16 protein-coding genes are annotated in these 25,846 nt (G+C 71.7%); 9 read left to right on the top strand and 7 right to left on the bottom strand.

What is annotated here, in order from left to right:
* Window positions 1–9 precede the first annotated feature (9 nt).
* From ABT297_RS11715 to ABT297_RS43130, 8 genes are read left to right on the top strand one after another with little or no spacing between them, the layout of a single operon-like run.
* Window positions 10–1,467 carry a class I adenylate-forming enzyme family protein gene (locus ABT297_RS11715; protein WP_350547765.1) on the top strand — a complete coding sequence of 486 codons (1,458 nt, stop codon included), beginning with the start codon at window positions 10–12 and terminating at the stop codon, window positions 1,465–1,467.
* Window positions 1,464–2,915, top strand: a complete 1,452-nt coding sequence (locus tag ABT297_RS11710; protein ID WP_350547763.1) for a condensation domain-containing protein — start codon at window positions 1,464–1,466, stop codon at window positions 2,913–2,915. Before ABT297_RS11715 ends, ABT297_RS11710 begins: the two co-directional genes overlap by 4 nt.
* Window positions 2,896–3,816, top strand: a complete 921-nt coding sequence (locus ABT297_RS11705) for a thiamine pyrophosphate-dependent dehydrogenase E1 component subunit alpha (protein WP_350547761.1) — start codon at window positions 2,896–2,898, stop codon at window positions 3,814–3,816. Before ABT297_RS11710 ends, ABT297_RS11705 begins: the two co-directional genes overlap by 20 nt.
* Complete coding sequence (locus ABT297_RS11700; RefSeq protein ID WP_350547759.1) at window positions 3,813–4,778, top strand: alpha-ketoacid dehydrogenase subunit beta; 966 nt, start codon at window positions 3,813–3,815, stop codon at window positions 4,776–4,778. The genes ABT297_RS11705 and ABT297_RS11700 overlap by 4 nt, the downstream gene beginning before the upstream one ends.
* Window positions 4,771–5,934, top strand: a complete 1,164-nt coding sequence (locus ABT297_RS11695) for a 2-oxo acid dehydrogenase subunit E2 (RefSeq protein WP_350547757.1) — start codon at window positions 4,771–4,773, stop codon at window positions 5,932–5,934. Before ABT297_RS11700 ends, ABT297_RS11695 begins: the two co-directional genes overlap by 8 nt.
* On the top strand, window positions 5,931–12,026 hold the full coding sequence (locus tag ABT297_RS11690) for a non-ribosomal peptide synthetase (protein WP_350547755.1): 6,096 nt from the start codon (window positions 5,931–5,933) through the stop codon (window positions 12,024–12,026). Before ABT297_RS11695 ends, ABT297_RS11690 begins: the two co-directional genes overlap by 4 nt.
* Window positions 12,023–17,398, top strand: coding sequence for a non-ribosomal peptide synthetase/MFS transporter (locus tag ABT297_RS11685; RefSeq protein ID WP_350547752.1), 5,376 nt, complete (start codon window positions 12,023–12,025; stop codon window positions 17,396–17,398). The genes ABT297_RS11690 and ABT297_RS11685 overlap by 4 nt, the downstream gene beginning before the upstream one ends.
* A 10-nt stretch (window positions 17,399–17,408) precedes the next feature.
* Window positions 17,409–17,843: an MbtH family protein gene (locus tag ABT297_RS43130; protein ID WP_502885555.1), complete on the top strand. Its 435-nt coding sequence runs from the start codon at window positions 17,409–17,411 to the stop codon at window positions 17,841–17,843.
* Between the two features lie 48 nt (window positions 17,844–17,891).
* Here the strand turns inward: ABT297_RS43130 and ABT297_RS11675 are convergent, their stop codons facing one another.
* From ABT297_RS11675 to ABT297_RS11655, 5 genes are all read right to left on the bottom strand, one after another.
* Entirely contained in the window at window positions 17,892–18,551 is a 660-nt protein-coding gene (locus tag ABT297_RS11675) for a hypothetical protein (protein ID WP_350547750.1), read from the bottom strand.
* 100 nt (window positions 18,552–18,651) lie between these two features.
* Complete coding sequence (locus ABT297_RS11670; protein ID WP_350547748.1) at window positions 18,652–19,614, bottom strand: hypothetical protein; 963 nt, start codon at window positions 19,612–19,614, stop codon at window positions 18,652–18,654.
* Window positions 19,615–19,866: 252 nt separating this feature from the next.
* Window positions 19,867–21,495, bottom strand: coding sequence for a flavin-containing monooxygenase (locus tag ABT297_RS11665; RefSeq protein ID WP_350547746.1), 1,629 nt, complete (start codon window positions 21,493–21,495; stop codon window positions 19,867–19,869).
* 75 nt (window positions 21,496–21,570) lie between these two features.
* Window positions 21,571–22,317 carry a glucose 1-dehydrogenase gene (locus ABT297_RS11660; RefSeq protein WP_350547744.1) on the bottom strand — a complete coding sequence of 249 codons (747 nt, stop codon included), beginning with the start codon at window positions 22,315–22,317 and terminating at the stop codon, window positions 21,571–21,573.
* A gap of 70 nt (window positions 22,318–22,387) precedes the next feature.
* Window positions 22,388–23,080 (bottom strand): TetR/AcrR family transcriptional regulator, encoded by a 693-nt coding sequence (locus tag ABT297_RS11655; protein WP_350547742.1) that lies wholly within the window; start codon window positions 23,078–23,080, stop codon window positions 22,388–22,390.
* Window positions 23,081–23,244: 164 nt separating this feature from the next.
* On the opposite strand from ABT297_RS11655, the gene ABT297_RS11650 reads away from it, so the two are divergent.
* The gene (locus tag ABT297_RS11650) at window positions 23,245–24,186 is read left to right on the top strand and encodes an alpha/beta hydrolase (protein WP_350547740.1); all 942 of its coding nucleotides are present in this window, start codon (window positions 23,245–23,247) and stop codon (window positions 24,184–24,186) included.
* 43 nt (window positions 24,187–24,229) lie between these two features.
* Here ABT297_RS11650 and ABT297_RS11645 read toward each other — a convergent pair whose 3' ends face one another.
* Together ABT297_RS11645 and ABT297_RS11640 are read right to left on the bottom strand one after the other, a co-directional pair.
* Complete coding sequence (locus ABT297_RS11645) at window positions 24,230–24,631, bottom strand: Zn-ribbon domain-containing OB-fold protein (RefSeq protein WP_350547738.1); 402 nt, start codon at window positions 24,629–24,631, stop codon at window positions 24,230–24,232.
* An 11-nt stretch (window positions 24,632–24,642) separates the two neighbouring features.
* Window positions 24,643–25,845: a thiolase family protein gene (locus tag ABT297_RS11640; protein WP_350547736.1), complete on the bottom strand. Its 1,203-nt coding sequence runs from the start codon at window positions 25,843–25,845 to the stop codon at window positions 24,643–24,645.
* Window position 25,846: the final 1 nt, after the last annotated feature.

Genomic DNA, 25,846 nt, shown 5'->3' with positions numbered 1-25,846 from the left:
CCTGTTGCCGTGGCTGTGCATGCGGCTCCGACAACGGTTCCACGCCTCCTCGCCGACCGATCCACCTCGGAGCCGGACCGCGAGGCACTGGTCGTTGACGGCATCGGCTCCTTGACGTTCGGCTCCTGGCAGCGCCGTGCGGCCGACCTCGCCGAGCGGCTGCGGCAGCGCGGCGTCGCGCCAGGCGATCGCGTCGGCCTGCGGTTCGGATCCGCCGAATGGCTCGACTACGCGGTCGCGTACGTGGCGGTGCAACGCCTGGGCGCGGTCGCCGTGCCGATCTCCGACGACGCGGCACCCGCCGAACTGGCGCACGTGCTCGCCGACTGCGGTGCCGCCGGGCTTGTGCACGCGGGCGGCGCGCCCGGCTGGCCCGGCGGATGGACCCACGCCGTCGACGACGGCGCCGGCTCGCGATGCGGCGAGGACCGGTCCACACCGCACGGTCTGGCCCAGATCCTGTACACGTCCGGCACGACGGCACGGCCCAAGGGCGTCGCCGCGAGCCACGCCAACGTCACGTACTCCTCAGGCGCCCGGCACCGGCCGTTCCGTCACTCGCGCCACCTGTTGCACGCGTTCGCGATCGGCACGAACGCGGCCCAGATCATGCTGATGAACGCGCTGCTCGCCCACCCCGCCGTGGTGACGCTGCCGCGGTTCACACCGTTGCGCTTCGCCCGCGCCATCGCACGCTGGTCCGCCGGCACGGTGTTCGTGGTCCCGGCCATGGCCATGGAGCTGCTCACCGTGGCCGAGGGCCATGACCTGAGCAGCGTGCGGCTGCTCGGGTCGGCCGCCGCGCCGCTGCCGGCGCCGGTCGCCGCCCGCCTCGTGGCCGCGTTCCCGAACGCGACGATCGTCAACTACTACACCTCGACCGAGGCCGCCCCGGCGCAGACCGCCATGACGTACGACCCGGAGCGCCCGGACAGCGTGGGCCGGCCGATCGCCGGCGGCGGCGTACGCGTCCTCGACGACGCCGGGCAACCCTGCGCGCCCGGCGAGATCGGCGCCGTCTGGATGCGCTCGCCCGCCCCGACACGCACGTACTTCGGCGACGCGGCGACCAGCGCCGCCGCGTTCCAGGACGGCTGGGTCCGGATGGGCGACATCGGCCACGTGGACGCCGACGGCTATCTGTACCTCGTCGAGCGGGACGGCGACCTGGTCAAGACCGGCGCCCACCGGGTGTCGACGCTCCAGATCGAGGCGGCCATCCACGAGCATCCGGCGGTAGCCGACGCCGCCGTTGTCGGGCTGCCGCACGAGGTGCTCGGCGTCGAGCTGGCCGCCGCGATCGTAATCGGCGGCGATGCGGCGCTGACCCCGCAGGCGCTACGGGCGTTCCTCGCCGACCGCCTCGCGCCACACGAGATCCCCTCCCGCGTCCACGTCATGGACAAGCTACCGCGCAACCGCGGCGGCAAGGTCGACAAACGATCCCTGCGAAGGAGCCTGACATGATCCAGGCATCCGCGGTTCAGCACGGCATGTGGGTCGCCGTGTCCAGCGCCGCCCCAACCGCTTACCACATGCCGCTGGTCGTCACGTTCGCTCACGATCCGGATGTCGCGCTCCTGGCCAAGTCCTGCGCGGCCGTGGTCGAACGGCATGCGCTGCTGTCCAGCGCGATCGTCGACCGCGACGGCGTCGCCTACCTCACGCGGGCCTGCGCCCCCGGGCTGCGCGTGGCCGGGCCGGACGAGTCGGTCGACGAGGAGATCGCGCGACCGTTCGACCTCGCCGAAGGGCCGCTGGTCCGGTTCGCACTGTTCGGCCGGACGCTGATGATCACGGCGCACCATCTGGTCTTCGACGGACACTCCAAGGAGGTGCTGCTGCGCGAACTGGCCGCCTTCTACGCGGGTGAGATCCCGGCTCCGCTGCCCCGCACCGCCGCGGACGAGCTTGCCGCCGACACGGCACGGCTGGCCGAGGGCCGGACCGCGGCGGCTGAGTACTGGTCCGGCCGGTGGGCGGAGCCGCTGCCCGTGGTCGTCGGCGACCACGTCCTCACCGGGCGCCACCACGGGGCCGGGCAGGTGCACGCGTTCGAGCCGCCCGTACCCGACCTACCCGGGCTGACCCGGTTCGAGACGCTGCTGGCCGCGATCCACGCGACGATCAGCGGGTACGGCAACCCGCGCGTCACGACCGGCGTCGACCTGTCCACCCGGGAGCCCGGTCTGGTCGGCACCATCGGCTCGTACGCGACCGAACTTCCTGTCGACTCACAGCCCGACCCGGACTCCTCGTTCGCGCAGTTCGCCGCCGAGTTGCGAGCCGCGCTCCGCGCGATGTACCCGCACCGGTCGGTGCCGCTGGCCCGTGCGGTGCGCCGGCTGCGGCCGCACGCCGCGGTGGCGCCCGTGTCCGTCAGCTACCGCCGGGGCGGCGCCGCGCCACGATTCGACGGCGTACCGGCGGACGTCGACTGGCTGGCATTCGCCGGCAGCGTGCGCGGCGACCTGCAACTTCAGGCAGTCGACGACGGCACGACAGTCACCGCGAGGCTGCGCTACTCGGCCGCGGCGGCGCCGGTCGCCGCACGGTTGGCCGAGGACTTGTGCGGGGTGCTCACCCGGGTCGCGCTCGCCCCGGAGACTCGACTGCGCGACTTGTTCGCCTCGAGCACATCCGCACCGCCCGTCGCGGTCGAGGCGCGAGCCTCCGCGCCGGCATCGGTGCACGGCGGTGAGCTCGTCGAGCCGGTCCTGGCCATCTGGCGCGACGTGTTCGGCAACCAGGCCATCGGCCCCGATGACGACCTGTTCGACCTGGGCGGCGACTCGCTGACCGCGACGCAGATCATCGCGCGGATGCGCAAGACGCTCGGCCTCGACATCGACATCGACACGTTCTTCGACTACCCGACGGTCAACGGAGTCTTAGATGCCGCCGGCGCCCGCTGACGCGCTCGACCGGCTCGCGTCCGCCGACGCGTCCGACCGGCTCGCCGCCGACCGGGCGACGATGCTGCTCATCCGGCATTTCGAGACGGCGTTGCTCGACCTGTTCGCGCGCGGCGAACTATCCGGAACCACGCACACCTGCCTCGGCCAGGAGTACGTGCCCGTGGCCGTGAGCGGCCTGCTCCAACCGGACGACCACGTGCTGAGCAACCACCGCGGCCACGGCCACTACCTCGCGCGGTTCGACGACCCGGAGGGACTGCTGGCCGAGATCATGGGCCGGGCGGGCGCCGTGTGCCACGGCGTCGGCGGAAGCCAGCACATCCACCGGCGCGGATACCTCTCGACCGGGGTACAGGGCGAGAGCCTGCCGATCGCGGCCGGGCTCGCGCTACACCTGCGCCGCCACCAGCCGGGTGCGCTCGCGTGCGCGTACATCGGCGACGGCACCTGGGGCGAGGGCGCCGTGTACGAGGCGCTCAACATCGCCGCGCTGTGGCGCCTGCCGCTGCTGGTCGTGGTCGAGCACAACGGCATCGCCCAGTCGACGCCGACCGAACGCGCCATGGCCGGCACCATCGCCGGGCGTGCGGCCGCGTTCGGTCTGGCCCACACGCTGATCGAGGCGACCGACCCGGCCGGAATCCGGGCGAAACTGGCGCCGCTCGTCGCTCGCGTGCGCGACGGTGCGCCGTTGATCGCCGAGTTCCGCACTCCGCGTCTCGGCCCGCACAGCAAGGGCGACGACACTCGTCCCGCCGACCATGTCGCGGCACTGGCCGACTGGTATCCGGCGGTGGCCGCCGCCGCGCCGGATCTCGACCGTGCGCAGCGGGAACGCGTCGCCCGCGTCGTCGCCGAACTGTCGGCCCGCCCGCCCGCCGAGTGGGCCGACCGATGAGGGTCGCCGAGAACATCAACGCCGCGCTGCACACGGTCCTCGCGGGCGACGAACGGGCGTACCTCATCGGCGAGGACCTCCTCGACCCGTACGGCGGCGCGTTCAAGGTCGCGCGTGGGCTCTCCACCCGGTTCCCGGACCGGGTGCTGTCCACCCCGATCAGCGAGTCGGCCGTGACCGGCATCGCGGCCGGCCTGGCCCTGGCCGGCGACACCGCGATCGTCGAGTACATGTTCGCCGACTTCCTGGCACTCGGCTTCGACCCGCTGGTCAACTTCGCCGCCAAGTCCGTCACCATGTACGGCGAGCGGCTGCCGATGCGCCTGATCGTGCGCTGCCCCAGCGGCGGCGGCCGCGGCTACGGACCGACACACAGCCAGAGTCTCACCAAGCACCTGATCGGTGTACCCAGCCTCGCCGTGTTCGAGATGTCGCCGTTCCGCGACGCGGCCGAGGTGTTCGCCGAGATGCTGGCGCTCGCGCAGCCGTGCGTGTTCGTCGAGGACAAGATCCTCTACACCCGCCGGATGCACAGCGTGATCGACCCGTTCACGGTCGAGGTACGCGAGGGCGTGGCGTACGTCGGGACACCGGAACCGCCGGAGCTGATCCTGATCGCGCCCGGCGGCATGGCCGAGCGCGCCATGGCCGCGCTGCGCATGCTGCTGATCGAGCAGGAGATCGCCGGCCTGCTGGTGGTGCCGTCCCGGCTGTACCCGGTCCACCTCGACCTGCCGCCGGTCGCGCATGTGGTGGTGGCCGAGGACGGCACCGCCGGAGGCACCTGGGGCGCCGAGGTCGCGCATCACGTGCATGCGCGCCACTTCGCGGACCTGGCCGCGCCCGTGACGCTCGTCCATGCGGCCGACACCGTCATCCCCACCGCGCCGCATCTGGAGCGTCAAGTGCTCGTGAGCGCCGCGACCATCTACGACGCGATGGTGAGGACCGTCCGTGGCTGAGATCACGGTGCCCAAGCTCAACAACAACGACGACAGCTATCTGCTCCTCGCCTGGCTCGCCCCGGACGGCCGGGCGGTGGCGGCCGGCGCCCCGGTCGCCGAGGTGGAGACGTCGAAGGCGGTCGAGGAGCTGACCGCCGCGACGGGCGGCGTGCTGCGCCACCGCGCCGCGACCGGCGCCGAAGTCACCCCCGGACAGGTCATCGCACTCGTCGACGATCCCGCCGTCCCGGCCGAGGCGCCGGTCGCGCGACCAACCGACGCCGCCGGCCCGACGATCACCGCACCGGCCCGCGCCCGCATGGCCGAACTCGGCATCGCCGACGAGCGCGTCGTCGCGCTCGGCCGCCCGATCATCCGCCGGGCCGACATCGACGCCTTGGCCGGCCTCGTCGCCGCCCCCGCCGCCGCGTCGCCGCCCGGCGCGATGGCGTCCGCGGCGGACGAAAGGTCCATCAGCCTGTCCCGCAACCAGCGTGCGGTCGCGCGCACGGTGGCGCGCTCGAGCGCCACCATCCCGGCCGCCTACACCGCGATGACGATCGACGTCGGCGCCGCGCTCGACCAGGCGGCCCGACTGACACGCACGGTACGGCGGCCGGTCGGCCTCGCCGAACTCTTCGTCGCCGCGATCGGGTCGGTGCACGCCGGCCAACCGATGTGCTTCGCGCGGCTCGACGACGACGGCATTACGCTGCACCCGTCCGGCGCCGCGCATGTCGGCGTCACCGTCGACCTCGGCGAGGGCCTCTACATTCCGGTGGTACGAGACGCCGGCACCGCGACGATCGCCGAGATCGCCCGGGCGCTGACCAGACACCGGGTGACGGCGGCCGGCGGCACGTTCCGTCCGTCCGACCTCGACGGCGCGAACATCACGCTGACGCTCCACCTGGACGCCCACGTGAGCCTGGCCATACCGATCGTGTACCCGGGTCAGACGTGCGCGGTCGCGGTCACCGCCCCGCGTCCCGAGCTGTACCTCGACGACAGCGGCCAACCGGCGACCCGGACCGTGACACAGGTCGGCCTGGCCTACGACCACCGCGTCATCAACGGCCGCGAAGCGGCCCAGTTTCTGGCCGCGCTGCACCGCGCGCTCAACGAAACGCTGGCTCAGACGTTGAAGCATCCGCCGCAAGAGGAGTCCCGATGAGCGCGCTGCGAGCCGCCCAGGAACGGCTGTGGTTCCTGCACCAACTGGATCCGGCCGACGCGTCGTACCACCTGCCTCTCGTCATGCACGTGCGCGGACGCCTGGACAAGGCGGCGATGCAACGCGCGCTGGACGCGTTGGCCGGCCGGCACGAGACACTGCGGACCCGCGTCGAGCTGTTCGACGGCGCGCCGGTGCTGGCGCCGGCACCTGACGGCGTCCGGCTGGAGACCGCCGCCGCGACCGGCCTTGCCGACGCCCGCGACCTGGTCGCCGCGTTCGTCACGCGGCCGTTCGACCTCGCCGCCGGCCCGATGGTTCGCTGCCTGCTGATCGACGTCGGACCGGATGAGCACGTGCTCGCGCTCGCTGCCCACCACATCGCGGCCGACGGCTGGTCGCTGCAGGTGCTGCGCCGCGATCTCGACGCGCTGTACCGCGCGTACGCCACCGGTGCCCCGGCCGTGCTGCCGGAACTGCCGGAACCGCCGCCGGTTCCGGTTGACGACGCACCGGACCTCGGATACTGGACCGAACGGCTGGCCGGCGCCCCGGTGCTGGACCTGGCGACCGACCGGCCTCGGCCCCCGGTGCGCCGCGGCCATGGCAGCTCGGTCGTCTTCGACATTCCCGTCGACCTGCTGCGCCGTCTGGAGACCGTGGCCCGGGCCGAGCGCACCACCGTGTACACCGCGCTGGTCGCGGCGTTTTCGCTGTTGCTCGGCCGGATGAGCGGCCAGAACGACATCTGCCTCGGTACGCCGGTGCTCGGCCGCGACGACCCGGATCTCAACGACCGCGTCGGCTGCTTCGCCGAGACGCTGGTGCTGCGAACCGATCTGTCGGGCGATCCGACGTTCCGCGCGCTGCTGCGGGCCGTCCGCCGCGACGTGCTCGGCGCGCTGAGCCACGCCGCCCCCTTCGAACGCGTGGTATCGGCGCTCGGCGCCCCCCGCGACCGCAGCCGCACCCCGCTCTTTCAAGCCATGATCATGTACCTGCGACAGGAGCAGGACCGGCCGCGCCTCGGTGACCTCGACGTCGAGTCGCTGGACCATCCGTTCGACGTCGCCCGCACCGACGTGTCCCTCGACGTCATCCAAGGCCCCGAAGCCGCGGTCGGCGTGCTCACGGTCGATCGCGACCTGTTCGACGCCGGCACCGCACAGCGCCTGATCCGCCGCCTGCTCATCCTGCTCGACGACGCGGCCCAGCGGCCCGACACCGCGATCGGTGACCTGCGCTGGCTCGACGACGACGAACGGCGCGAGGCGCTGACCCAGTGGAACGGCACCGGCGCCGGGCAGATCACGCCGCTGGTCGCCGAGATGTTCCAGGCACAGGCCCGGTCCACGCCGGACACGGTCGCGGTCACCGGCGACGGCGTCGAGCTCACCTACCGCGACCTCGACGCCGAGGTCGACCGGCTGGCCGCCCGCCTGCGCGGACGCGGACCGCTGATCGGCGTCGGGCTGTCCCGGAGCCCGGCGATGGTGGTCGCGCTGCTGGCGGTCTGGCGGGCCGGCGCCGCGTACCTGCCGCTCGACCCGGCGTACCCGGCCGACCGGCTCGCGTTCGTCATCGCCGACGCGGGCGTCAGCACGGTGCTCACCGAGTCCTCGTTCGCCGAGCGGTTCGGCGCGGCGTCGCTCCTGATCGACGCCGCCGACAGCGCTGACGAGGATCCCGTGCACGAGGTGGCGCCGGCTGCCGCGATCGGCCCCGATGACCCGGCCTATGTGCTGTACACCTCGGGGTCCACCGGACGGCCCAAAGGCGTGATCGTGCCGCACGGCGCGCTCGCCGCGTTCATTGCCGCGATGGCCGACATCACCGGACCGCAGGCGGACCGCGCGTGGCTCGCGCTCACCTCGCTGTCGTTCGACATCTCCGGACTCGAGCTGTACCTGCCGCTCAGCCGTGGCGGCCGGGTCGTCATCGCCGATGACACGCAGACCGGCGACGGCGCGGCGTTGCGGGCGCTCATCGCCGCGAACGACGTCACCGATGTGCAGGCCACCCCGTCCGGCTGGCGGATGCTGCTGGCCGCCGGCTTCGACCATGACGTGCCTGCCGCGCTGGTCGGCGGCGAGGCGTTGCCGGCGACCCTCGCCGCGGAACTGCGCGGCAAGGTCGGCCGGCTGACCAATGTGTACGGCCCGACCGAGACGACGATCTGGTCGACGTACTGGCCGGTGCCCGAGAGCCCGGCGGCCATCGCGATCGGCGGCCCGATCTCCGGCACCCGGGTCTACGTCGTCGACGACCGGATGCGACCCGCCCCCGCCGGCGTGCCCGGCGAGCTCGTCATCGCCGGTGCCGGCGTCGCTCTGGGCTACCTGCGCCGGCCGCGGCTGACCGCCGACCGCTTCGTGCCCGACCCGTGGGGTCCGGCGGGAGCGCGGATGTACCGCACCGGCGATCGCGTCCGCCGACGGGCGGACGGCACTCTGGAATTCCTCGGCCGGCTCGACACTCAGGTCAAGTTGCGCGGCCACCGGATCGAGCTGGGCGAGGTTGAGTCCGTGCTCGCCGGTTGTCCGGGCGTCGCCGCCGCGGTCGCCGCGGTCCGCGATGACGCCCTCGCCGCGTACGTCACCGCCCGCCCCGGCACCGACCTCGACCCCGCCGCGATCCGCGACGCGGCCCGCGCCAAGCTGCCGGCCTACGCCGTGCCGTCCATGGTCACGGTGCTCGACGCGCTGCCGCTCACCCCGAACGGCAAGGTGGACCGGGCCGCCCTGCCCGACCCGCGACCGTACACCGCCGCCGAGTACGTGCCGCCGCGCACCGCGGCTGAGACGCGCGTCGCCGCCGTGTTCGCCGAAGTGTTCGGCGCTGCCGAGGTGGGTGCGCACGACGACTTCTTCGCGCTGGGGGGCCACTCGCTGCTGGCCGCCAAGGTCGCGGCGCGGCTGCCCGGCCTGACTGTCCGCGATGTGTTCGACCATCCGGCGGTCGAGGCGCTGGCTTCGCGGATCCCGGTCGCCGCCGACGTCGATGACGATGCGCCGCTGGACGGCCCGCCGCCGCTGTCCGACTCCCAGCGCCGCCTCTGGTTCTTGCAGCGGCTGAACCCGGACGACGCCTCGTACAACATGTTCCTGGTGCTCCGCCTGCGCGGCCGGCTGGATCCCGGCGCGCTGCGACGAGCCCTGGACGCAATGGCCGCCCGGCACCTCGCGCTGCGTTGCGCCTACCCGGAGGTCGAGGGCGACCCGACCGTCGAGGTCGGCCCCGCCACCGTGCCGTTCGAGGAGCTCGCCCTGGAATCCGAAGCGGCGGTGCGAGCCGCCGTCGCGCACCGGACGAATACGCCGTTCGACCTTCGGACCGGTGCACCGGTGCGGGTCTCGCTGATCCGGCTCGGCCCGGACGATCACGTCTTCTGCCTGATCATGCACCACATCGCCGGTGACGGCTGGTCGCTCAACGTCCTGCGTGAGGACCTTGCCGCGCTCTACGCCGGCCAGCAGCTGGCGCCGCTGCCACCCGTCCCGGCCGCGAACGGCAACCCGGAGGCCGATCTCGTGTACTGGCGGGAACAGCTGGCCGATCCGACCGTTCTCGAGCTACCGTCCGATCGGCCCCGTCCGGCCGAGCCCACGCACCGCGGCGCGTTCGTCGGCACCCGCCTGCCGGCCGACGTCACCGCCCGCCTCGAGGAGCTGGCCGGCCGCGCCCGGACCAGCCTCTTCGCCGTGCTCCTCGCGGCCTACCAGGTGCTGCTCGCCCGGCACGCCGGTCAATCCGATGTCCTGGTCGGCTCGACCCTGGCGGCCCGGGACCGGGTCGAGATCGAGCGGGCCATCGGCTACTACGCCCGGACTGTCGTGTTGCGCAACCAGGTCGACACGGCCGAGCCGTTCACCGATCTGCTCGGCCGGGCTCGCGAGTGCGTGCTGGACGCGCTGACCCATGCCGAGGCGCCGTTCGAACAACTCGTCGCGGATGCCGGCCGGGACGCGTCGACGCGGCCGATGTTCCAGACCATGTGCATCCTGCACACCCAGGACGAGGGCGCCCCGGTCGACCGGTTCGCCGACCTGGACGCGTCGTTTTTCGACTCCGGCTACAGCCAGGCCAAGTTTGACCTGATGCTGGAGGCGTGGCGGGCCGCCGACGGCCTGACGCTCGTCTTCGGCTACGACACCGATCTGTTCGACGCGACGACGGTCGAGCGCTGGGCGCGCCGGTTCGAGGTGTTGTGCGCCGGCATCGCCACCGATCCGACCACCGTGGTGGGCGCGCTGCCGCTGCTGAGCGCCGACGACGAGACGCTGGTCGACTCGCTGGCCGCACCGGCGACCGACGCGCCGGCGCAGCAACTGGTGACCGGGCTGCCCCGCCTCGCGGCGCCGGACACGGTCGCGGTGCGTTGCGGCGCCGAGTCGCTGACGTACGCCGAACTCAACCGCCGAGCCGACGTGCTGGCCACCGCGCTGCGAGCATCCGGTGTCCGGGCGGGCGGCTCGCCGGCGGCCGATACGCGTCGCGATCCGGTCGTCGCCGTCGCCGCGCACCGGGACATCGACACCATCGTCGCGCTGCTGGCGGTCTGGCGCGCCGGTGGCGCGTACCTGCCGATCGATCCGGGACAGCCGGCCGAGCGGATCGCAAGGCTCGTCGCCGGCAGCGAACCCGTACTGGCCCTCGGGGACGCGCCATGGCCTGGCGGCCTGCGGGTGCTCGCGCCGCCGGAAGCGACGCCGGAGGGCGCCGCGGTGGACCACGCGACCTCGGACGGCGCCGCGTACGTGCTCTACACATCCGGCTCCACCGGCGCCCCGAAGGCCGTCGTCGTCGATCACGAAGCGCTCGCCGCCCGGGTCGGCTGGATGCGCCGCGACTACCAGCTCGGCCCGGGCGACACGGTCGTGCAGCTGGCGCCGCTCGCGTTCGACACACACGCGGAGGAGATCTGGCCCGCCCTCGGCGCCGGAGCCACGGTGCGGCTACTCCCGGACGGCCCGCTCAGCCTGACCGACGTGCTCGCCGGTCCGGCCGGAGCCGGCATCACCGTGCTCGACCTGCCCACCGCGTACTGGCACGACCTGGTCGCCCAGATCGACGCGATCGCCTGGCCGCCCCGGCTGCGGCTGGTCATCCTCGGCGGCGAGGCGGTGCACGCGGCAGCCGTGGAGCGCTGGCGAGCCCGGTTCGGCGACACCGTACGGCTGGTGAACACCTACGGCCCCACCGAGGCCACGATCATCGCGACCTCGACCGACCTCGGCCCGGACGACGCGGCCGGCCCGCCGGCGATCGGCGTGCCGCTGTCCGGTGTGCGCGCCGCGGTGGTCGACGCCGACCTGCGCCCGGTGCCACCCGGCGCATATGGTGAACTGCTGCTCGGCGGCGCCGGCCTCGCCCGCGGCTACCTCGGCCGGGACGACCTCACCCGGGACCGGTTCGTCACGTGGCGCGGCGAGCGCTTCTACCGGACCGGCGACCGCGTGCGCCTGCGGACGGACGGCCGCCTCGGCTTCGCCGGCCGGTTCGACGATCAGCTGAAGGTACGCGGGTTCCGGATCGAACCGGCCGAGGTGGAGAACCACCTGCTCGCGTGCCCGGGTGTGACCGGGGCGGCGGTGGCCGCACACGACGGAGCCCTGGTCGCGTACGTGGCCGGCTCCGCGCCGGTTGACGCGCTGCGCGCCCGGCTCGCGGCCCAACTACCCGGCCACATGGTGCCGGACCGCTGGATCGCGCTCGACGCGCTCCCCCGCACGCCCACCGGCAAGATCGACCGGCGTGCCCTGCCGCCGCCCGTGGCCGACCGGCGCGGACCCTCCGCGCCGCCGCGCACCGATGCCGAGCAGCTGATCGCCGACATCTGGGCCGAGGTCCTCGGCCTCGAGCGCGTCGGCGTGGACGACGACTTCTTCGCGCTCGGCGGTCACTCCCTGCTCGCCGTTCGCGTGGCCGCCCGGCTGCGCGCCATGACCGACCTCGACCTGCCCATCCGCCTGCTCTTCACGCATCGCCGGCTGGCCGACCTGGCCGCCACGGTCGAGCAGCGGCTGCTCGAAGATCTGGCCGAACTCAGCGACGACGAGGTCGCCAGCCTGCTGGAAGCGGAGGCCCGATGACCGTCGACGACGCCCGCCAGGCGCTGCTGGCCCAACGACTGCGCCGGCGCACGGCGAACCGGACCATTCCCACCCGTCCGGCCGGCGCGGTGCCGCCGCTGTCGTACGCGCAGGAACGGCTCTGGTTCATGGAGCAGTACGCGCCCGGGAACCGCGCCTACCTCGTGCCGGTGGCAAGGCGTATCCGGCGCGCGATCGACGCCGACCGGCTGGCCGAGGCGCTCCGCCGCGTCGTCGCCCGCCACGAGGCGCTGAGAACCCGGTTCCCGGCACGCGACGATGGGATACCGACGCTGGTCATCGACCAGGAACCGGCCGTCGACCTGGAGGTCGTCGATGCCGCCGACGACGCCGCCGCCCGATCCGCGGTCGAGGCGTTACACGCCCGTGGTTTCGACCTCGCCGTCGAACAGCCGCTGCGCGCCGCGCTGATCCGGCTCGCCCCGGACAACGCGATCCTGGCCATGACCGTGCACCACATCGCTGTCGACGGCTGGTCCGTGCCGCTGCTGCTGAACGAGCTGATGACCGCGTACGACGGCGGCGACCTGCCCCCGCCGCACATCCAGTACGGCGACTACGCGGCCTGGCAGCGCGAGCTGCCGGCGGCCGACGTCGCCCACTGGGCGCAGCACCTGGCCGGAGTCGAGCCGCTGGCGCTGCCGACCGACCGGCCGCGCCCGGCCGAACTGACCTACGACGGCGGCAGCGTCGAATTCGAGATCGACGCCGGCCTCGCGGCCGGTGTCCGGGCGCTGGCCGACAATCACGGCGCCTCGCTGTACATGACGATGCTGGCCGCGTACGCCCATCTGCTCGGCCGGCACGCGCACCAGACCGACCTCACGATCGGCTCCCCGGTCGCCGGCCGCAATGTCCCGGAACTCGAGAACGTCATCGGTTGCTTCGTCAACACGCTGGTCATGCGCGTCGACCTGAGCGGCGACCCGACGTTCACCGACCTGCTGCTGCGGGTACGGGAGACCGCGCTCACCGGGTACGCCCACGCCGAAACGCCCTTCGAGCGCATCGTCGCCGACCTCAACCTGCCACGCGACGTATCCCGGTCGCCCTTGTTCCAGGCGCTGCTCGCGGTGCAGAACTACGGCCGATCCGACGGACCCGCGAGCCGCGGTGACGGCCTCGACGGGTACGAGATCACGTCGTGGGCGACCCGGTACGACCTCGAGCTGTATGTCAGCGACACCGCCGACGGCGGGCTGTGGGGCCAGTTCATCTACAACACCGCGCTGTTCGACGCGGCGACCGTGCGGCGGCTGTCCGGCCACCTGACCGCGCTGCTGCGCGGAGCCGTCGCCGACCCGCTGTCGCCGGTGGCCGCGCTCGACCTGCGTGACGACGACGAACGCGTGGCTCAGGCCGCCTGGAACGCGACCGCCGCCCCGTTCGACGCCGAGGCCACCCTGCCCGGCCTTTTCGCCGCGCAGGTCGCCGCCACGCCGAGCGCTCCAGCCGTGACGTTCGAGGGCACCACGTGGAGCTACGCCGAGCTGGACCGGTACTGCGAACAGGTGGCCGCCGCGCTGCGGTCGGTGGGCGCCGGACCGGGTACGCGGATCGGCGTGTGCGCGCCTCGTTCGCTGCAGCTGCCCGGCGCACTGCTGGGCGTGCTGCGCACCGGAGCCGCGTACGTGCCGCTCGACCCGGAATACCCGGTCGAGCGGCTGGCGTTCATGGCGGCCGACGCCGGCCTGCGTGCCGTTCTGGTACTCGACCCGCCGGCCGAGCTCGACGACGCGTTCGCCACCTGCCCGGTGATCCGGCTCGACGCTCTGGCGGCGGGCGAGCCCGTCGCGGGCGACCGGCCCAGCACCGCGACCGCCGCCGACACCGCCTACGTCATCTACACCTCCGGTTCGACCGGACGGCCCAAGGGCGTGCCCAACGGCCATCGCGGCGTTGTCAACCGGCTCGCCTGGATGCAGGAACGCTTCCGGCTCACCCCCGGCGACGTGGTGCTGCAGAAGACCCCAGCCGGTTTCGACGTGTCGGTCTGGGAGTTCTTCTGGCCGCTGATCATCGGCGCGCGCCTGGTGCTGGCCAAGCCGGGCGGTCACAAGGACGCGTCGTACCTGCGGGCTCTGATCGACCGCGAAGGCGTCACCATCGTCCATTTCGTGCCGTCGATGCTTGCCGCCTTCCTGGCCGAGGAGACGACGCCCGGCGGCGCGACGCTGCGCAGCATCGTGTGCTCCGGTGAGGAACTGCCGGCCGACCTTGCCCGCCGCTGCCTGGCGGAGCTACCCGCCGAGCTGCACAACCTGTACGGCCCGACCGAGGCCGCCATCGATGTCAGCGCCTGGGCCGTCACCGCTGAAGCGCTCGGCGACGCCCACCGGGTGCCGATCGGCGCCCCGGTCGCCAACACCACGCTGCACGTGCTCGACGACCGGCTCCGGCCGCAGCCCGTCGGTGTGCCCGGCGAACTGCACATCGGCGGCGTCCAGGTGGCCGAGGGCTACCTGGGCCGCCCCAGGCTGACCGCCGAACGCTTCGTTCCCGACCCGGGTGGCCGGCCCGGCGCCCGTTTGTACCGCACCGGCGACCTGGCCCGCTGGCGGCCGGACGGCACGCTCGAGTTCCTCGGCCGCATCGACGGCCAGGTCAAGCTGCGCGGCCTGCGCATCGAACTGGGCGAGATCGAGGCGGTGCTGCGCGAGCAGGCGGGCGTGCGGGACGCCGCCGTCATCGTTCGCGAGGACCGGCCCGGCGACCAGCGGCTCGTCGCGTACGTGGTCGGCGCCGCGCCGGATCGCGCCGCGCTGAAGCGTCTGCTGCCCGACTACATGGTCCCGGCCGCGTTCGTCGAGCTGGACGTGCTGCCGCTGTCGGCGAACGGCAAGCTCGACCGGCGCGCGCTGCCGGCCCCGGTCCGCACGGCGAGCGGCGGCGCCGCGCCGGCCACCGCGACCGAAAAGGTCGTCGCCGATATCTGGGCGGCCGTGCTCGATCTGCCGTCGGTCGGCGCCGACGACGACTTCTTCGACCTCGGCGGCCACTCGCTGCTGGCGATGCAGGTGGTGGCCCGGCTCCGCAAGATCGGGGCGGCGGTCGGTGTCATCGACCTGTTCCAGAACCCGACCGTGCGGGAGCTCGCCGCGCTGGTCGACCGGCCGGCCGACGGTCCGCGGGCGCTGATCCACCGGCTCACGCCGAAGCGGCCAAAGGCCGACATCTCGCTGGTGTGCGTGCCGTTCGGCGGCGGCAGCGCCGTGGTGTACCAGCCGCTGGCCGACGCGCTGCCGGAACGGTACGAGCTGTGGTCGCTCGCCATACCCGGCCACGACGTCGGCGTCATCGAGGACAGGCTCGACTTCGACGCGCTCATCGACCGCTGCGTCGACGAGATCATCGAGAAGGTCGCCGGACCGATCAGCCTGTACGGCCACTGCGGCGTCGGGTCGGCGCTCGCCGTCGCGCTGGCCCGGCGGCTCGAAGCGGCCGGCCGCGACGTGCGCACCGTCTACATCGGCGCGATGTTCCCGTTCGCCAAGCCGCGCGGTCGCCTGGCCCGGACGCTGGCCAAGCTCGCGCAGATGGAGGGTCTGCGCGGCGACCGGATCTACCAGAACTGGCTGACCTCGATCGGCTCCGACATCGGCGACCTCGACCCGGCGGAGGCTCGCCGGATCGTGCGCAACATGCGCCGAGACTCCCTCGATGCCGAGCAGTACTACACCGAGATGTACGCGACCCGCGCCGAGCGTCTGCGCGCCTCGTTCGTCACCATCGTCGGCACTCGCGACCCGGCCACCGAGTTCTACGAGGAACGGTTCCGCGAGTGGCATTTCCTGTCCGATCACAGCGCCGTTGTGGTGCTGCGAGAGGCCGGCCACTTCTTCCTGAAGTACCGGGCCACCGAGATCGCCGAGATCATCGACACGCCCATGTTCGAACCGGAGGCGCCCGCCGACGAGCCGGATCGCACCTGGTTCCGGCACGCCGTGTCGCACGGCCGTCAGGTCACCACCGGCCCGCAGCCGAGCCTCCGCCGGTTCGCGGCCGTCTCCGTCGGCCAGCTGGCATCGATGTTCGGGTCCGCGCTCACCGAGTTCGCGATCCCGGTCTGGATCTACATGACCACCGGGTCGGTCAAACAGTTCGCGTTGTTCGCGGTGCTCGGCCTGGTGCCGGGTCTGATCACGTTGCCGATCGCCGGGGCGCTCGTCGACCGGTACGACCGGCGCCGCATCGTGCTCGCCGGCGACCTGGCCGCCGGCGGGGTCCAGGCGGTGCTGGCCGCGCTGCTCTGGGCAGGGCATCTGAGCGTTGCCGCCCTCTATCCGGCCACGGTCGCGCTGTCGGTCGCGCTGTCGTTCCAGCGCATCGCGTACACCTCCGCGATCCCCCAACTGGTGCCGAAGCGACTGCTCGGCCACGCGGCCGGCATCGGTCAGCTCGGGGCCGGCCTGGCCCAGCTGATCGCCCCGCTGCTGGGCGCCGGGCTGCTCGCCGCGATCGGACTGCGCGGCATTCTCACGCTCGACGTGGCGAGCTACGTCATCGCGGTGATCATCATTCTGGCGGTGCGGTTCCCCGCCACCATGCCGTGGCGCCGCCACGAGACGCTGCGCGCGGAGATCGCCGGCGGCTTCCGGTACGTCTGGGGCAACCGCAACTTCCGTCACATGCTGCTCTGGTTCGCCGTCCTGAACCTGCCGTTGTCCGCGATCTTCCTGATGATCTCGCCGCTGGTCCTGTCGTTCGGCACACTGCGTCAGGTCGGCCAGGTGTCGTTCATGTCCGCGCTCGGCGTGTTCGTGGGCGGCCTGGTGATGGCCGCCTGGGGCGGGCCGCGGCACCGGCGGATGCTCGGCGTCCTCGTCGCGACGTTCGGCCTGGCCGCGTGCGCGCTCGTCACCGGCCTGCGAGAGAACCTCGTCCTGATCGGCGCCGGCGCGCTCGGCCTCGCGCTGTCCCTGACGCTGCTCAACGGCGTGTACACCACGATCATCCAGGTCAAGGTGCCACAGCGGCTGCACGGGCGCGTGTTCTCCCTGAACACGATGATCGCGTGGTCGACGATGCCGATCGGGTTCGGGGTCATCGCACCCTTCGGCGCGGAACTGTTCGGGCCGCTGCTGCGCGACGGCGCCCCGCTGGCCGGCAGCGTCGGCCGGGTGCTCGGCACAGGCCCGCAGCGCGGGCTTGGCCTCATGTTCGTCGTGTTCGCGATCGCCATCGCCGCCGCCGCCGCGGTCGGGCTGCGCGTGCTGCGCCGCTTCGACGACGAGGTGCCCGACGCCGTCGCCGACGACCTGGTCGGCCTGGCCGCGCTGGACACGCCGGCCGCCGACATCCAACACGCCCTGGACGCGGCGGCGCTTGCCGCCGCCCGACGGTCAGACTGAGGAGGACCTTGTGGACTACCGCGTTGTGATGAACGCCGACGAACAATACTCGGTCTGGGCTGTGGCCGACGACCTGCCGGCCGGCTGGGTCGCCGAGGGCCACAGCGGCAGCCGGGACGAGTGCCTCGAGCACATCGAGCGGGTCTGGACCGATCAGACGCCGGCCCGCACCCGAATCCGCGCCTGGCTGGCCGGTGCCACCTCGCGGATGTCCGACGGCCGGCTCACACCGGGCGACGTCGCCACGGCCGACTGCTCGTTCGTCGCCATGGGCGTATCGTCGCTGGCGATCGTCCGCCTGGTCGATGCCATCGACATGGAGTACGACGTGGCGGTCGACTTCACCCAGCAAGCACTGGAAAACCTGGACAACCTGACCGACTTCATCGCCACCGAACGGCTCCGCCGCCGAACACGCCCCTCATCACGTGGACCAGCAGCGTGACCGATGCCTCGGCCTTGACGTTCTCACGCGCCGTGCTTGGAGTGCGTGTCACGCACTTCCGTGGCACGCGGAGAGCAGCGCGGGCATGAGGGCGCGCAGCCGGTCGGCCGCCGTTGCCTGGTCCGTGGCCAGCACCCGGACTGCGCAGGCGATCTGCCCGGCGCCGAGAATTGTCACGCAGCGGGCGTTGCCGGGCCCATGCGTCGGGGCCTCGCAGAAGCCAAAGTTCTCGCCGCCCCCGGCCGCCGGGCCGAGGTCAAGCGGGGCGCCGACCGCGACCGAACCTGCGCCGAACGGCGAGTCGTAAGTGTGGCAGGTCAGCGCGGCACGGGCCTGCCGGATCGCCTCCGCCGCGATCGGCCGGTCGTAGGCCAGCACCACTTGGTCCAGCGCCGGCAGACCGCCCGGGCCCTGCCAGCCCGCGGTCTGCTCGGCCACGATCCGCTCGTCGCTGGCCAGCTTCGCGCCGCAGGCCTGCAGCAGCCGGTGGCCGACGACGTTCACGCCACGGTCACCGAGCGGCTCGGCCGCCCAGTCGTGCGTCGACGGGTCCGCGAGCAGCGCTTCCGTCACGGCGGCGTCCAGCGCGACCTGGCTGCTGCGGTCCACCGGCGGCCCGGCCGGGGCGGACCCGCCGCCCCGGTCGCAGCCGGTGAGGGCCAGGGCGGCGAGGACGAGCCCCGCCGCCAGTCGCATCGCGTTGCCCACGACGACTCCGCTCCTATTCCGAGGTTGTGCGGATGGAGGTCGGCAACGACGACACGCGCACTGCAGACGCCCGCACGCCGTGGACGTGACCCGACGCAGGTCATTCTGGTCGAACCGTGATCACGCGCAGCGACCAGCGCGTCGAAAACCAGCCTTCCTCACGCAGCGGAGCGGCAATCCGGGTGCCGTCCGGTGACAAGGCAACGCCGCGATAATCACCCAGCGCAATCTTTCGGATTCTGCCACCCTCGAGCAGCCACAGGCCGGCTTCGCCGTCAAGTTCGCCGGCTACGACAACGCGCTCGTCATTAGTGGCCAGACCCCACGGATCACGGACTCCCCGCCGGATCGTGGTGTCACGACCAGAACCGCCATGACGGCAGACCGTATACGCCCCGGCCGGCTCGGCGCTGTCGCTTCCGCACCGTGTAGTGAAGTACACGATCGCTCCGTTTGCCGCACTTACGGGAAACCGCGGATCCGCCCCGCCGAAACAGTTCGATTCACCTGCGGCGAACCGTCCGATGCCACCAGAGGGGCAGGACTTCGTAGGCGCGTACACCGTCTGCGTGTCCGCGGCCCACGCCACTCCCCAACCGCCGAAGTCGATGGGGGTCACGCCAGTCACGGATCCACTGGTGACGTCCTGCCGCACGAACGCGGCGGGGTTCTGTTCAAGCGCTAGCACGGGCGCTCTGGAACAGGGCACCAGGAGCCCGAGTTCGTGATCACTCACCGCGACGAGTTCCTCGGCCCAGGCATCCAGATCGTCCGGATTGCGGCAACTGGGCGCCGCAACGGCAACCTCCTCCGGACGGCCTCCGACACGGATCCGCCGCAGGGCAGTTGTAGAATCCGAGTCGTATGCTGTTGCGTTACCCACCAGGTAGTAGATCGAGTCACCGACCCATGCTGGCGATTGGTAGTCGAGAGTCGTTGACGATGCCAACTCCTCACCATCGGCGCCGCCACAGCCGGCCATCGCCGCAACTGCGGCCACCGTCCCAAGCACTATGGCCGATCGGACAACGAGGCCGCCGAGCGAGCACATCCTGCTCTTCACGTCGCCCAATGTACGGGTTCGTTGCCGATATGTGCTGACCGAGGCCAATCCGACTATGTCAACGGCGTGCGGCAGAACTCGATCGGGCACGGCGCCGCCGGCCCTCGTCGCCGCCGCGCCACCCTGCACCAACTGCGCGCTGGCCGCGCCCTGTCGGTGCACGGTGGCAAGGCAGTCCGCGGCCGTGTCGCGGCCGCACACGACGGTGGGGAAGGTCGTTGTCGGAGCAACCGGAAACGAGGACGACGATGTTCATCGCGGCTCCGCCGGGACGGAACCGTCGAAGACGAAACCCTCGTACCCGTTGGCCACCTGTTCGGTGCAGCGCTGGATGTAACGGTCGAACCCGCCGATGTAGATCATGAAGATCCGCGGCTTGCCGGGGATGTTGGCGCCAACGTACCAGGAGTCGGCGTAGTTGTAGAGCGTCCGCTTCGCGGCCTCCTCGACCTCGACGTTCCACCGCTGTTCCCACTCGGGCGCGGTGTCGATCCGCTGCCGGCCCGACCGCTCCATGTCCTCGATGATCTTCGTGACGTAGTCGACCTGCCACTCGCCGCCGGTGATCATCTGGACCAGCACGCCCGGGCTGCCCGGACCATGGATCATGAACAGGTTCGGGAACCCGGCGACGAGGAAGCCCAGGAAGGTCGTCGGGCCGTCCCGCCACTTCTCGCGCAGGTCCAGGCCGCCGAGGCCGGTCACGTTCATGCGGGTCAGCGAGCCGGTGACCGCGTCGAAGCCGGTCGCGAACACGATGATGTCCAGGTCGTACTCGTCCGCGGTGGTGCGCAGGCCGGTCGGCGTGATCTCGGCGAGCGGGTTGGCGCGCACGTCGACGAGGGTGACGTTGTCACGATTGAACGCCTCGAAATACCCCGTGTCCATGCAGATCCGCTTGGCGCCGATGGGATACGTCGTCGGGCAGAGCAGCTCCGCGACCTTCGGATCCCGGACCGTTGCCCGGATCTTGCCACGGACGAACTCGGCCACGATCTCGTTGGCCTCGAGGTTCGTCGAGATGTCGCTGAAGGTACGCATGAACAGCAGGCCGTTGCGCGCCGCCCAGGCCTCCTCCAGGATCCGCTGGCGCTCCTCCGGCGAGTAGTCGAACACCGACCGATACTGGTCGTTCTCCGTGTACGACGCGGCGAAGTGGCCGAACATCTTCGCGCGGCGCTGCGGGTAGTCGGCCTTCCATGCCCGCTCATACGCGGGGTCGGTCGGCCGGTTGTACGCGGGCAGGCTGTACGCCGCCGTCCGCTGGAAGACGAAGAGGTGCTCCGCGCTCTGCGCGATCACCGGGGTGGCCTGGATGCCGGTCGAGCCGGTGCCGATCAGGCCGACCCGCTTGCCATCGAAGCGCACACCCTCCTTGGGCCACCGCGCGGTGTGGTACCACTGGCCGCCGAACGACTCGAGGCCCGGAAACGGCGGGAGGTTCATCGCGTCGAGGCTGCCCGTCGCGGCGACGATGTACTTCGCGGTGACGTGATGGCCGTTCTCCGTGGAGACGTGCCAGCGGTTCGCCCGCTCGTCGAAGGCCAGCCGGTTGACCCGCGCGTTCAGCTCGATGTCGCTGCGCAGTCCGAAGCGGTCGGCGACATGGTTGGCGTACGCCTCGAGGTCCTCCTGCGGTGAGAAGTACTCCGGCCACCGCCACTCCTGCTGGAGGCCGTCGTCGAAGGAGTACGAGTACTGCATGCTCTCGATGTCGACCCGGGCGCCCGGATAGCGGTTCCAGTACCAGGTGCCGCCGACGCCGTCGCCCGCCTCGAAGCACCGGACGCGCAGCCCGAGCTGGCGGACCCGGTGGATCGCATAGAGGCCGCTGAACCCTGCCCCGACTACCACGACATCGTAGGCGTTCTCGTCGATCATGAGCTACCTCCAGGAGGATGACAGCGCCGACCGAGCGCACGGCGTCGCTCGTGCACTGGGGATGGAAAGCACGGCCTAGGCTGGGGGCGGACCGGCCATCAGGCCACCGTCGATGGAGATCTCCGCGCCGGTGATCCAGCTCGACTCGTCGCCGGCCAGGAACACGTGCAGGTCCGCGATGTCGGACGGCGTGCCGTGGCGGCGCAGCGGCAGCGCGTGGTCCCTGTCGGCGTCGAAGCTCAGGCCGGCGGTCATCGGCGTGGCGACGCCGCCGGGATGGATCGAGTTGACGCGGATGCCCCACGGCCCGAGCTCGATCGCGGCGACCTTGGTGATGCCGCGGACACCCCATTTGGAGGCGCCATACGCGGCCATGTTGGCCAAACCCACGAGCCCGGCGGTCGACGACGTGTTGATGATCGAGCCACCACCGCGCGACCGCATCGGTTCGGCGACCGAACGCATGCCGAGAAACACGCCGCGCAGGTTGACCGCGATGATCCGGTCGAACTCCTCGACCGGCTGCTCGACGATCGGTGCGGTGCGCCAGATGCCGGCGTTGTTGACGAGGATGTCGATGCCACCGCACGACTCCTGCGCCGTGCGGACGACGCCGGCCCAGCTCTCCTCGTCGCTGACGTCGTGCGCCACCGCGACGGCACCGTCGCCGAGGTGGCCCGCGAGTTCCTTCGCCGCCGCGTAGTCGATGTCGGCCAGGACGACGCGGGCCCCCTCGGCGACGAACCGCCGAGCCGCTTCCGCACCCATCCCCATGGCCGCGCCGGTGACGATCGCGACCTTGCCCGCAAGCCTCGAACCCATGACGGCCTCGCATCGGTAGGCGTGAGCTGCTGTGAGCGTCACGCTACCTATTCACACGACACTGTGTCAATCAACGAGATTGCGCGGCAACTCCTGCCGCGGCCGTCCGGCGCCGCTTGGGCTGCTCGGCGATACGGCCGATGACCGCCATCCAGGAGGTGGCCATGACGTCGAGCACCCGGCGCTCGTCGAACCGCTGGCCTCGCAGGTAGAGCTCGAAGTAGTAGCGCAGCGGCGCGAGCAGGACGCTCGCGTAGACCTCGGCATCCTTGACACTCAGCGCCGGGGCACCGTTTCGCAGCGCGTCGGCCAGTTCGCCGATTTCCCGGCTCTGCTGGGCGACCGTGAGCGCGTGGATCTGGGGCTCGATGCTGGCGGCCTCGCCGATCGGCCGCGCGAACCCGGCCACGGAGTCCCACTCGCGCATCGCGGTGGCCAGCCAGCGCCGCACGCTGGCCGTGGTCGGCGCGTGCGCGATCGGGCCGAGGTCCTGGTAGACGCTGCGGTAGTGCTCCTCGCCCCGGGCCATGAGCTCGCTGATCATGTCGCTCTTGGCCTTGAAGTGCAGATAGAAGGTGGCCCTGGTGGCGCCGGCGCGATCGGCGATCTCGTCCACCGTGGCCTTCGCGTAGCCCCGTTCGGCAAAGACCTCGATCGCCGCGTCGATCAGCCGGGACCGGGTGAACTCCCGCTGCGCGGCCCGCATTCTGCCCCGTGGCCGCGCCTGTGTCTGCTGCGCCTCCGGCGCCATCGAGTCAACCATGCAGCCATTCTAGGCAGTGGAAATTTCGTAAAGATACGGCACCCACCGACCATCCCAACGACGGTATGGCTACTGATGTGACATGGTGTCCGGTTCTGGTCCGGCTGTATCCAACAGACAAACCAGTGGGTTGACGTTGCGTCCAGTCTAACTACGCTTAGTCCATGGCCTATCCTTACGATCCCGAACTGTCGCCGGTCGTTGCCATGCTCCCGGTGCTCGACATCAGCGATATCGCTGCCGCCCGAGCGCAAATGCTCCAGATGCGCGAGCTGAGGCCCGCGTTCACACCGTCGCCATCACTGGAGATCTCGAAGCGGTTCGTCCCGGGGCCGCCCGGTGACCCCGACGTCGAGGTCTGTGTCATCCGGCCGAATGACGGACAGCACGGCCGGCCCGGCATGCTCTGGATTCACGGCGGAGGCTTCGTCCTCGGCGACGTCGACGGCGACCTGGAAACGGCCGCCGGCATCGCCGAGGGCACCGGCGCCGTCGTGGTCTCCGTCGAGTACCGGCTCGCGCCGGAACACCCGTTCCCCGCGCCGGTCGAGGACTGCTACGCGGCCCTGCGGTGGACCGCCGAGCACGCCGACGAGCTCGGCATCGATCTGAACCGGCTGGCGGTGGGCGGGCTGAGCGCCGGCGGCGGGCTGGCCGCGGCGGTGGCGCTGCTGGCGCGCGACCGGGGCGGGCCCAGCCTGTGCTTCCAGCTGCTCGACATCCCCGAGGTCGACGACCGCCTCAGCACGCCGTCGATGCAGCAGTTCACCGACACGCCGCTGTGGAACCTCCCGAACGCGATCCTCAGCTGGGAGGCGTACCTCGGGCCGGACCGGGACGGCGACACGTCGCCTTACGCGGCGCCGTCCCGCGCCACGGACCTGCGCGGCCTGCCCCCGGCGTACGTCGTGACCTGCGAGTTCGACCCGCTGCGGGACGAGGGGATCGAGTACGGCCAGCGGCTGATGCAGGCGGGGGTGCCCACCGAGCTGCACCACTACCCCGGCACGTTCCACGGATCGTCCGGGGCCGGAGTGGGCACGGCGATCTCCGAGCGGATGGTGGCCGACCGCACCGACGCCATCCGCCGGGCGTTCGCCAGATAGACGCGGAGAAGCGGGGGCTCATCGAGCCCCCGCTTCTATTCGCTCACGCCGGCGCGTACTTCAACAGCGTCACGCCGTGCTCCGGATGGTCCTCGAAGACAGGCCGGACACGCATGCCGACCCGCAGGTCGGCCGGGTCGACGTCGACCAGCTCCGTGGTCAGCCGCGGCCCCTCGTCGAGCTCGACGACCGCCAGCAGTTGCGGCAACGCGTCCTGCCAGGGTGGCGCCGTCGCCCGGTCAGCGACCGTGAAGGTGTAGAGCGTGCCGCCTCCCTGGACCTCACGCCACTCGAGGTCGTCGGCCAGCGTCCGCGGGGCCAGCACGCGCGGGTAGAACACGTACTGCTCCGCCGAGGGCGAGTACTGGATCCGCAACTTGTGCTCCATGAGCCCGTCCCAGAAGGGCCGGGTCGTCGGAGTCGGCTCCGGCATCGGCTTGTCCATCTTCCGGCTCCTCAGTCGCCCTGCAGGACGAGAGCCACCTGCTCGCTCATGATCCCGCCATTGCCCGATACGAACGCCCGATCGCAATCCGGCACCTGGGCCGCGCCGGCCCGTCCCATGATCTGGCGGGTGCCGTCGCAGACGTGGTGCATGCCGCCGGCCATCCCGGCCTGGCCGAACGACAGCTGACCGCCGGCCGTGTTCAGCGGGAAGTCGCCACGGTACGTGAGGTCGTGGGACGCCACGAACTCCATGCCCTTGCCCTTCTCGCAGAAGCCGGCGTCTTCGATGCTCATCAGCACCGTGATCGTGTAACAGTCGTAGATCGACGCCATGTCCATGTCGGACCGCTGCAACCCGGCCATCTCGAACGCGCGGTCGGCGGCCTTCGAGATCGGTGAGCGCAGAAGGTTCTCCGCGTACGTCGGCGTCTTGAACGAGACGTGCTCGCCGAACCCTTTGATCCACACTGGACGGTTCCGGCCGCGCCGGGCGACCGACTCGTTCGCGACGATGACACCGGCGCCGCCCATGCACGGCATGACGATCTCCAAGCGGTGCAGCGGGTCGGCGATCATCGGGCTCGCGAGGACGTCGTCGATCGTGATCGGCTGGCCGTAGAAGACCGCGTCCGGTGTGGCGCACGCGTTCGTCCGCTGGTCCGCCGCGATCTTCGCGACCGCGCGGGCGTCGTAGCCGTACTCGGCGGCGTACCGGCGGGCGATCTGCGCGTAGGGCGCGTTCTGCCCGAGGTTGCCGTACGGGATCTCGAACTCGGCCTGCGGCGACCCGTAGGTGTTGCTCGAGGCGCCGAAGTAGCCGAACTCCTTGGGCGGGCGGTTCTTCGACACCGGCATGTTGTACGCGCCCGGCACCATCACCAGCACCGCCTCGCAGAGGCCGAGCTCGACGGCGGCGGCCGCGCGCCAGACCATGCCGGCCGCGGTCGCGCCGCCGAGGTCGACGGTCTCGCCGAAGTTGATGGCGATGCCGAGGTACTCCGACAGCGTCGCCGGCGCGAACATGTCGGACTCGGCGATGCCGTGGGTGACCAGCCCGTCGATCGCCGACCCGTCCAGGCCGGCGTCGTCGAGCGCCGCCTTCGCCAGCCTGGCGTACTGCTCGATGGTGAACATCGGCGGCCGGGTCGGCTTGCGCTCCGGGCTCAGTTCGACGAAGCCGACAATGGCGGCCTCGCCCCGCAGTCCAGCCATG

The organism is Dactylosporangium sp. NPDC000555, assembly GCF_040300025.1.
Lineage (GTDB): Bacteria > Actinomycetota > Actinomycetes > Mycobacteriales > Micromonosporaceae > Dactylosporangium.
Note: the sequence above shows the minus strand (reverse complement) of the source record. Positions and strands in the feature narration are given on the sequence as shown.

Bases quoted from the DNA above. Each gene is read 5' to 3' on its own strand.
- ABT297_RS11665 (WP_350547746.1), bottom strand. From the start codon at position 21,495: ATGATCGACGAGAACGCCTACGATGTCGTGGTAGTCGGGGCAGGGTTC.
- ABT297_RS11685 (WP_350547752.1), top strand. From the start codon at position 12,023: ATGACCGTCGACGACGCCCGCCAGGCGCTGCTGGCCCAACGACTGCGC.
- ABT297_RS11640 (WP_350547736.1), bottom strand. From the start codon at position 25,845: ATGGCTGGACTGCGGGGCGAGGCCGCCATTGTCGGCTTCGTCGAACTG.
- ABT297_RS11710 (WP_350547763.1), top strand. From the start codon at position 1,464: ATGATCCAGGCATCCGCGGTTCAGCACGGCATGTGGGTCGCCGTGTCC.
- ABT297_RS11690 (WP_350547755.1), top strand. From the start codon at position 5,931: ATGAGCGCGCTGCGAGCCGCCCAGGAACGGCTGTGGTTCCTGCACCAA.
- ABT297_RS11700 (WP_350547759.1), top strand. From the start codon at position 3,813: ATGAGGGTCGCCGAGAACATCAACGCCGCGCTGCACACGGTCCTCGCG.
- ABT297_RS11705 (WP_350547761.1), top strand. From the start codon at position 2,896: ATGCCGCCGGCGCCCGCTGACGCGCTCGACCGGCTCGCGTCCGCCGAC.
- ABT297_RS11645 (WP_350547738.1), bottom strand. From the start codon at position 24,631: ATGGACAAGCCGATGCCGGAGCCGACTCCGACGACCCGGCCCTTCTGG.
- ABT297_RS11655 (WP_350547742.1), bottom strand. From the start codon at position 23,080: ATGGTTGACTCGATGGCGCCGGAGGCGCAGCAGACACAGGCGCGGCCA.
- ABT297_RS11660 (WP_350547744.1), bottom strand. From the start codon at position 22,317: ATGGGTTCGAGGCTTGCGGGCAAGGTCGCGATCGTCACCGGCGCGGCC.
- ABT297_RS11650 (WP_350547740.1), top strand. From the start codon at position 23,245: ATGGCCTATCCTTACGATCCCGAACTGTCGCCGGTCGTTGCCATGCTC.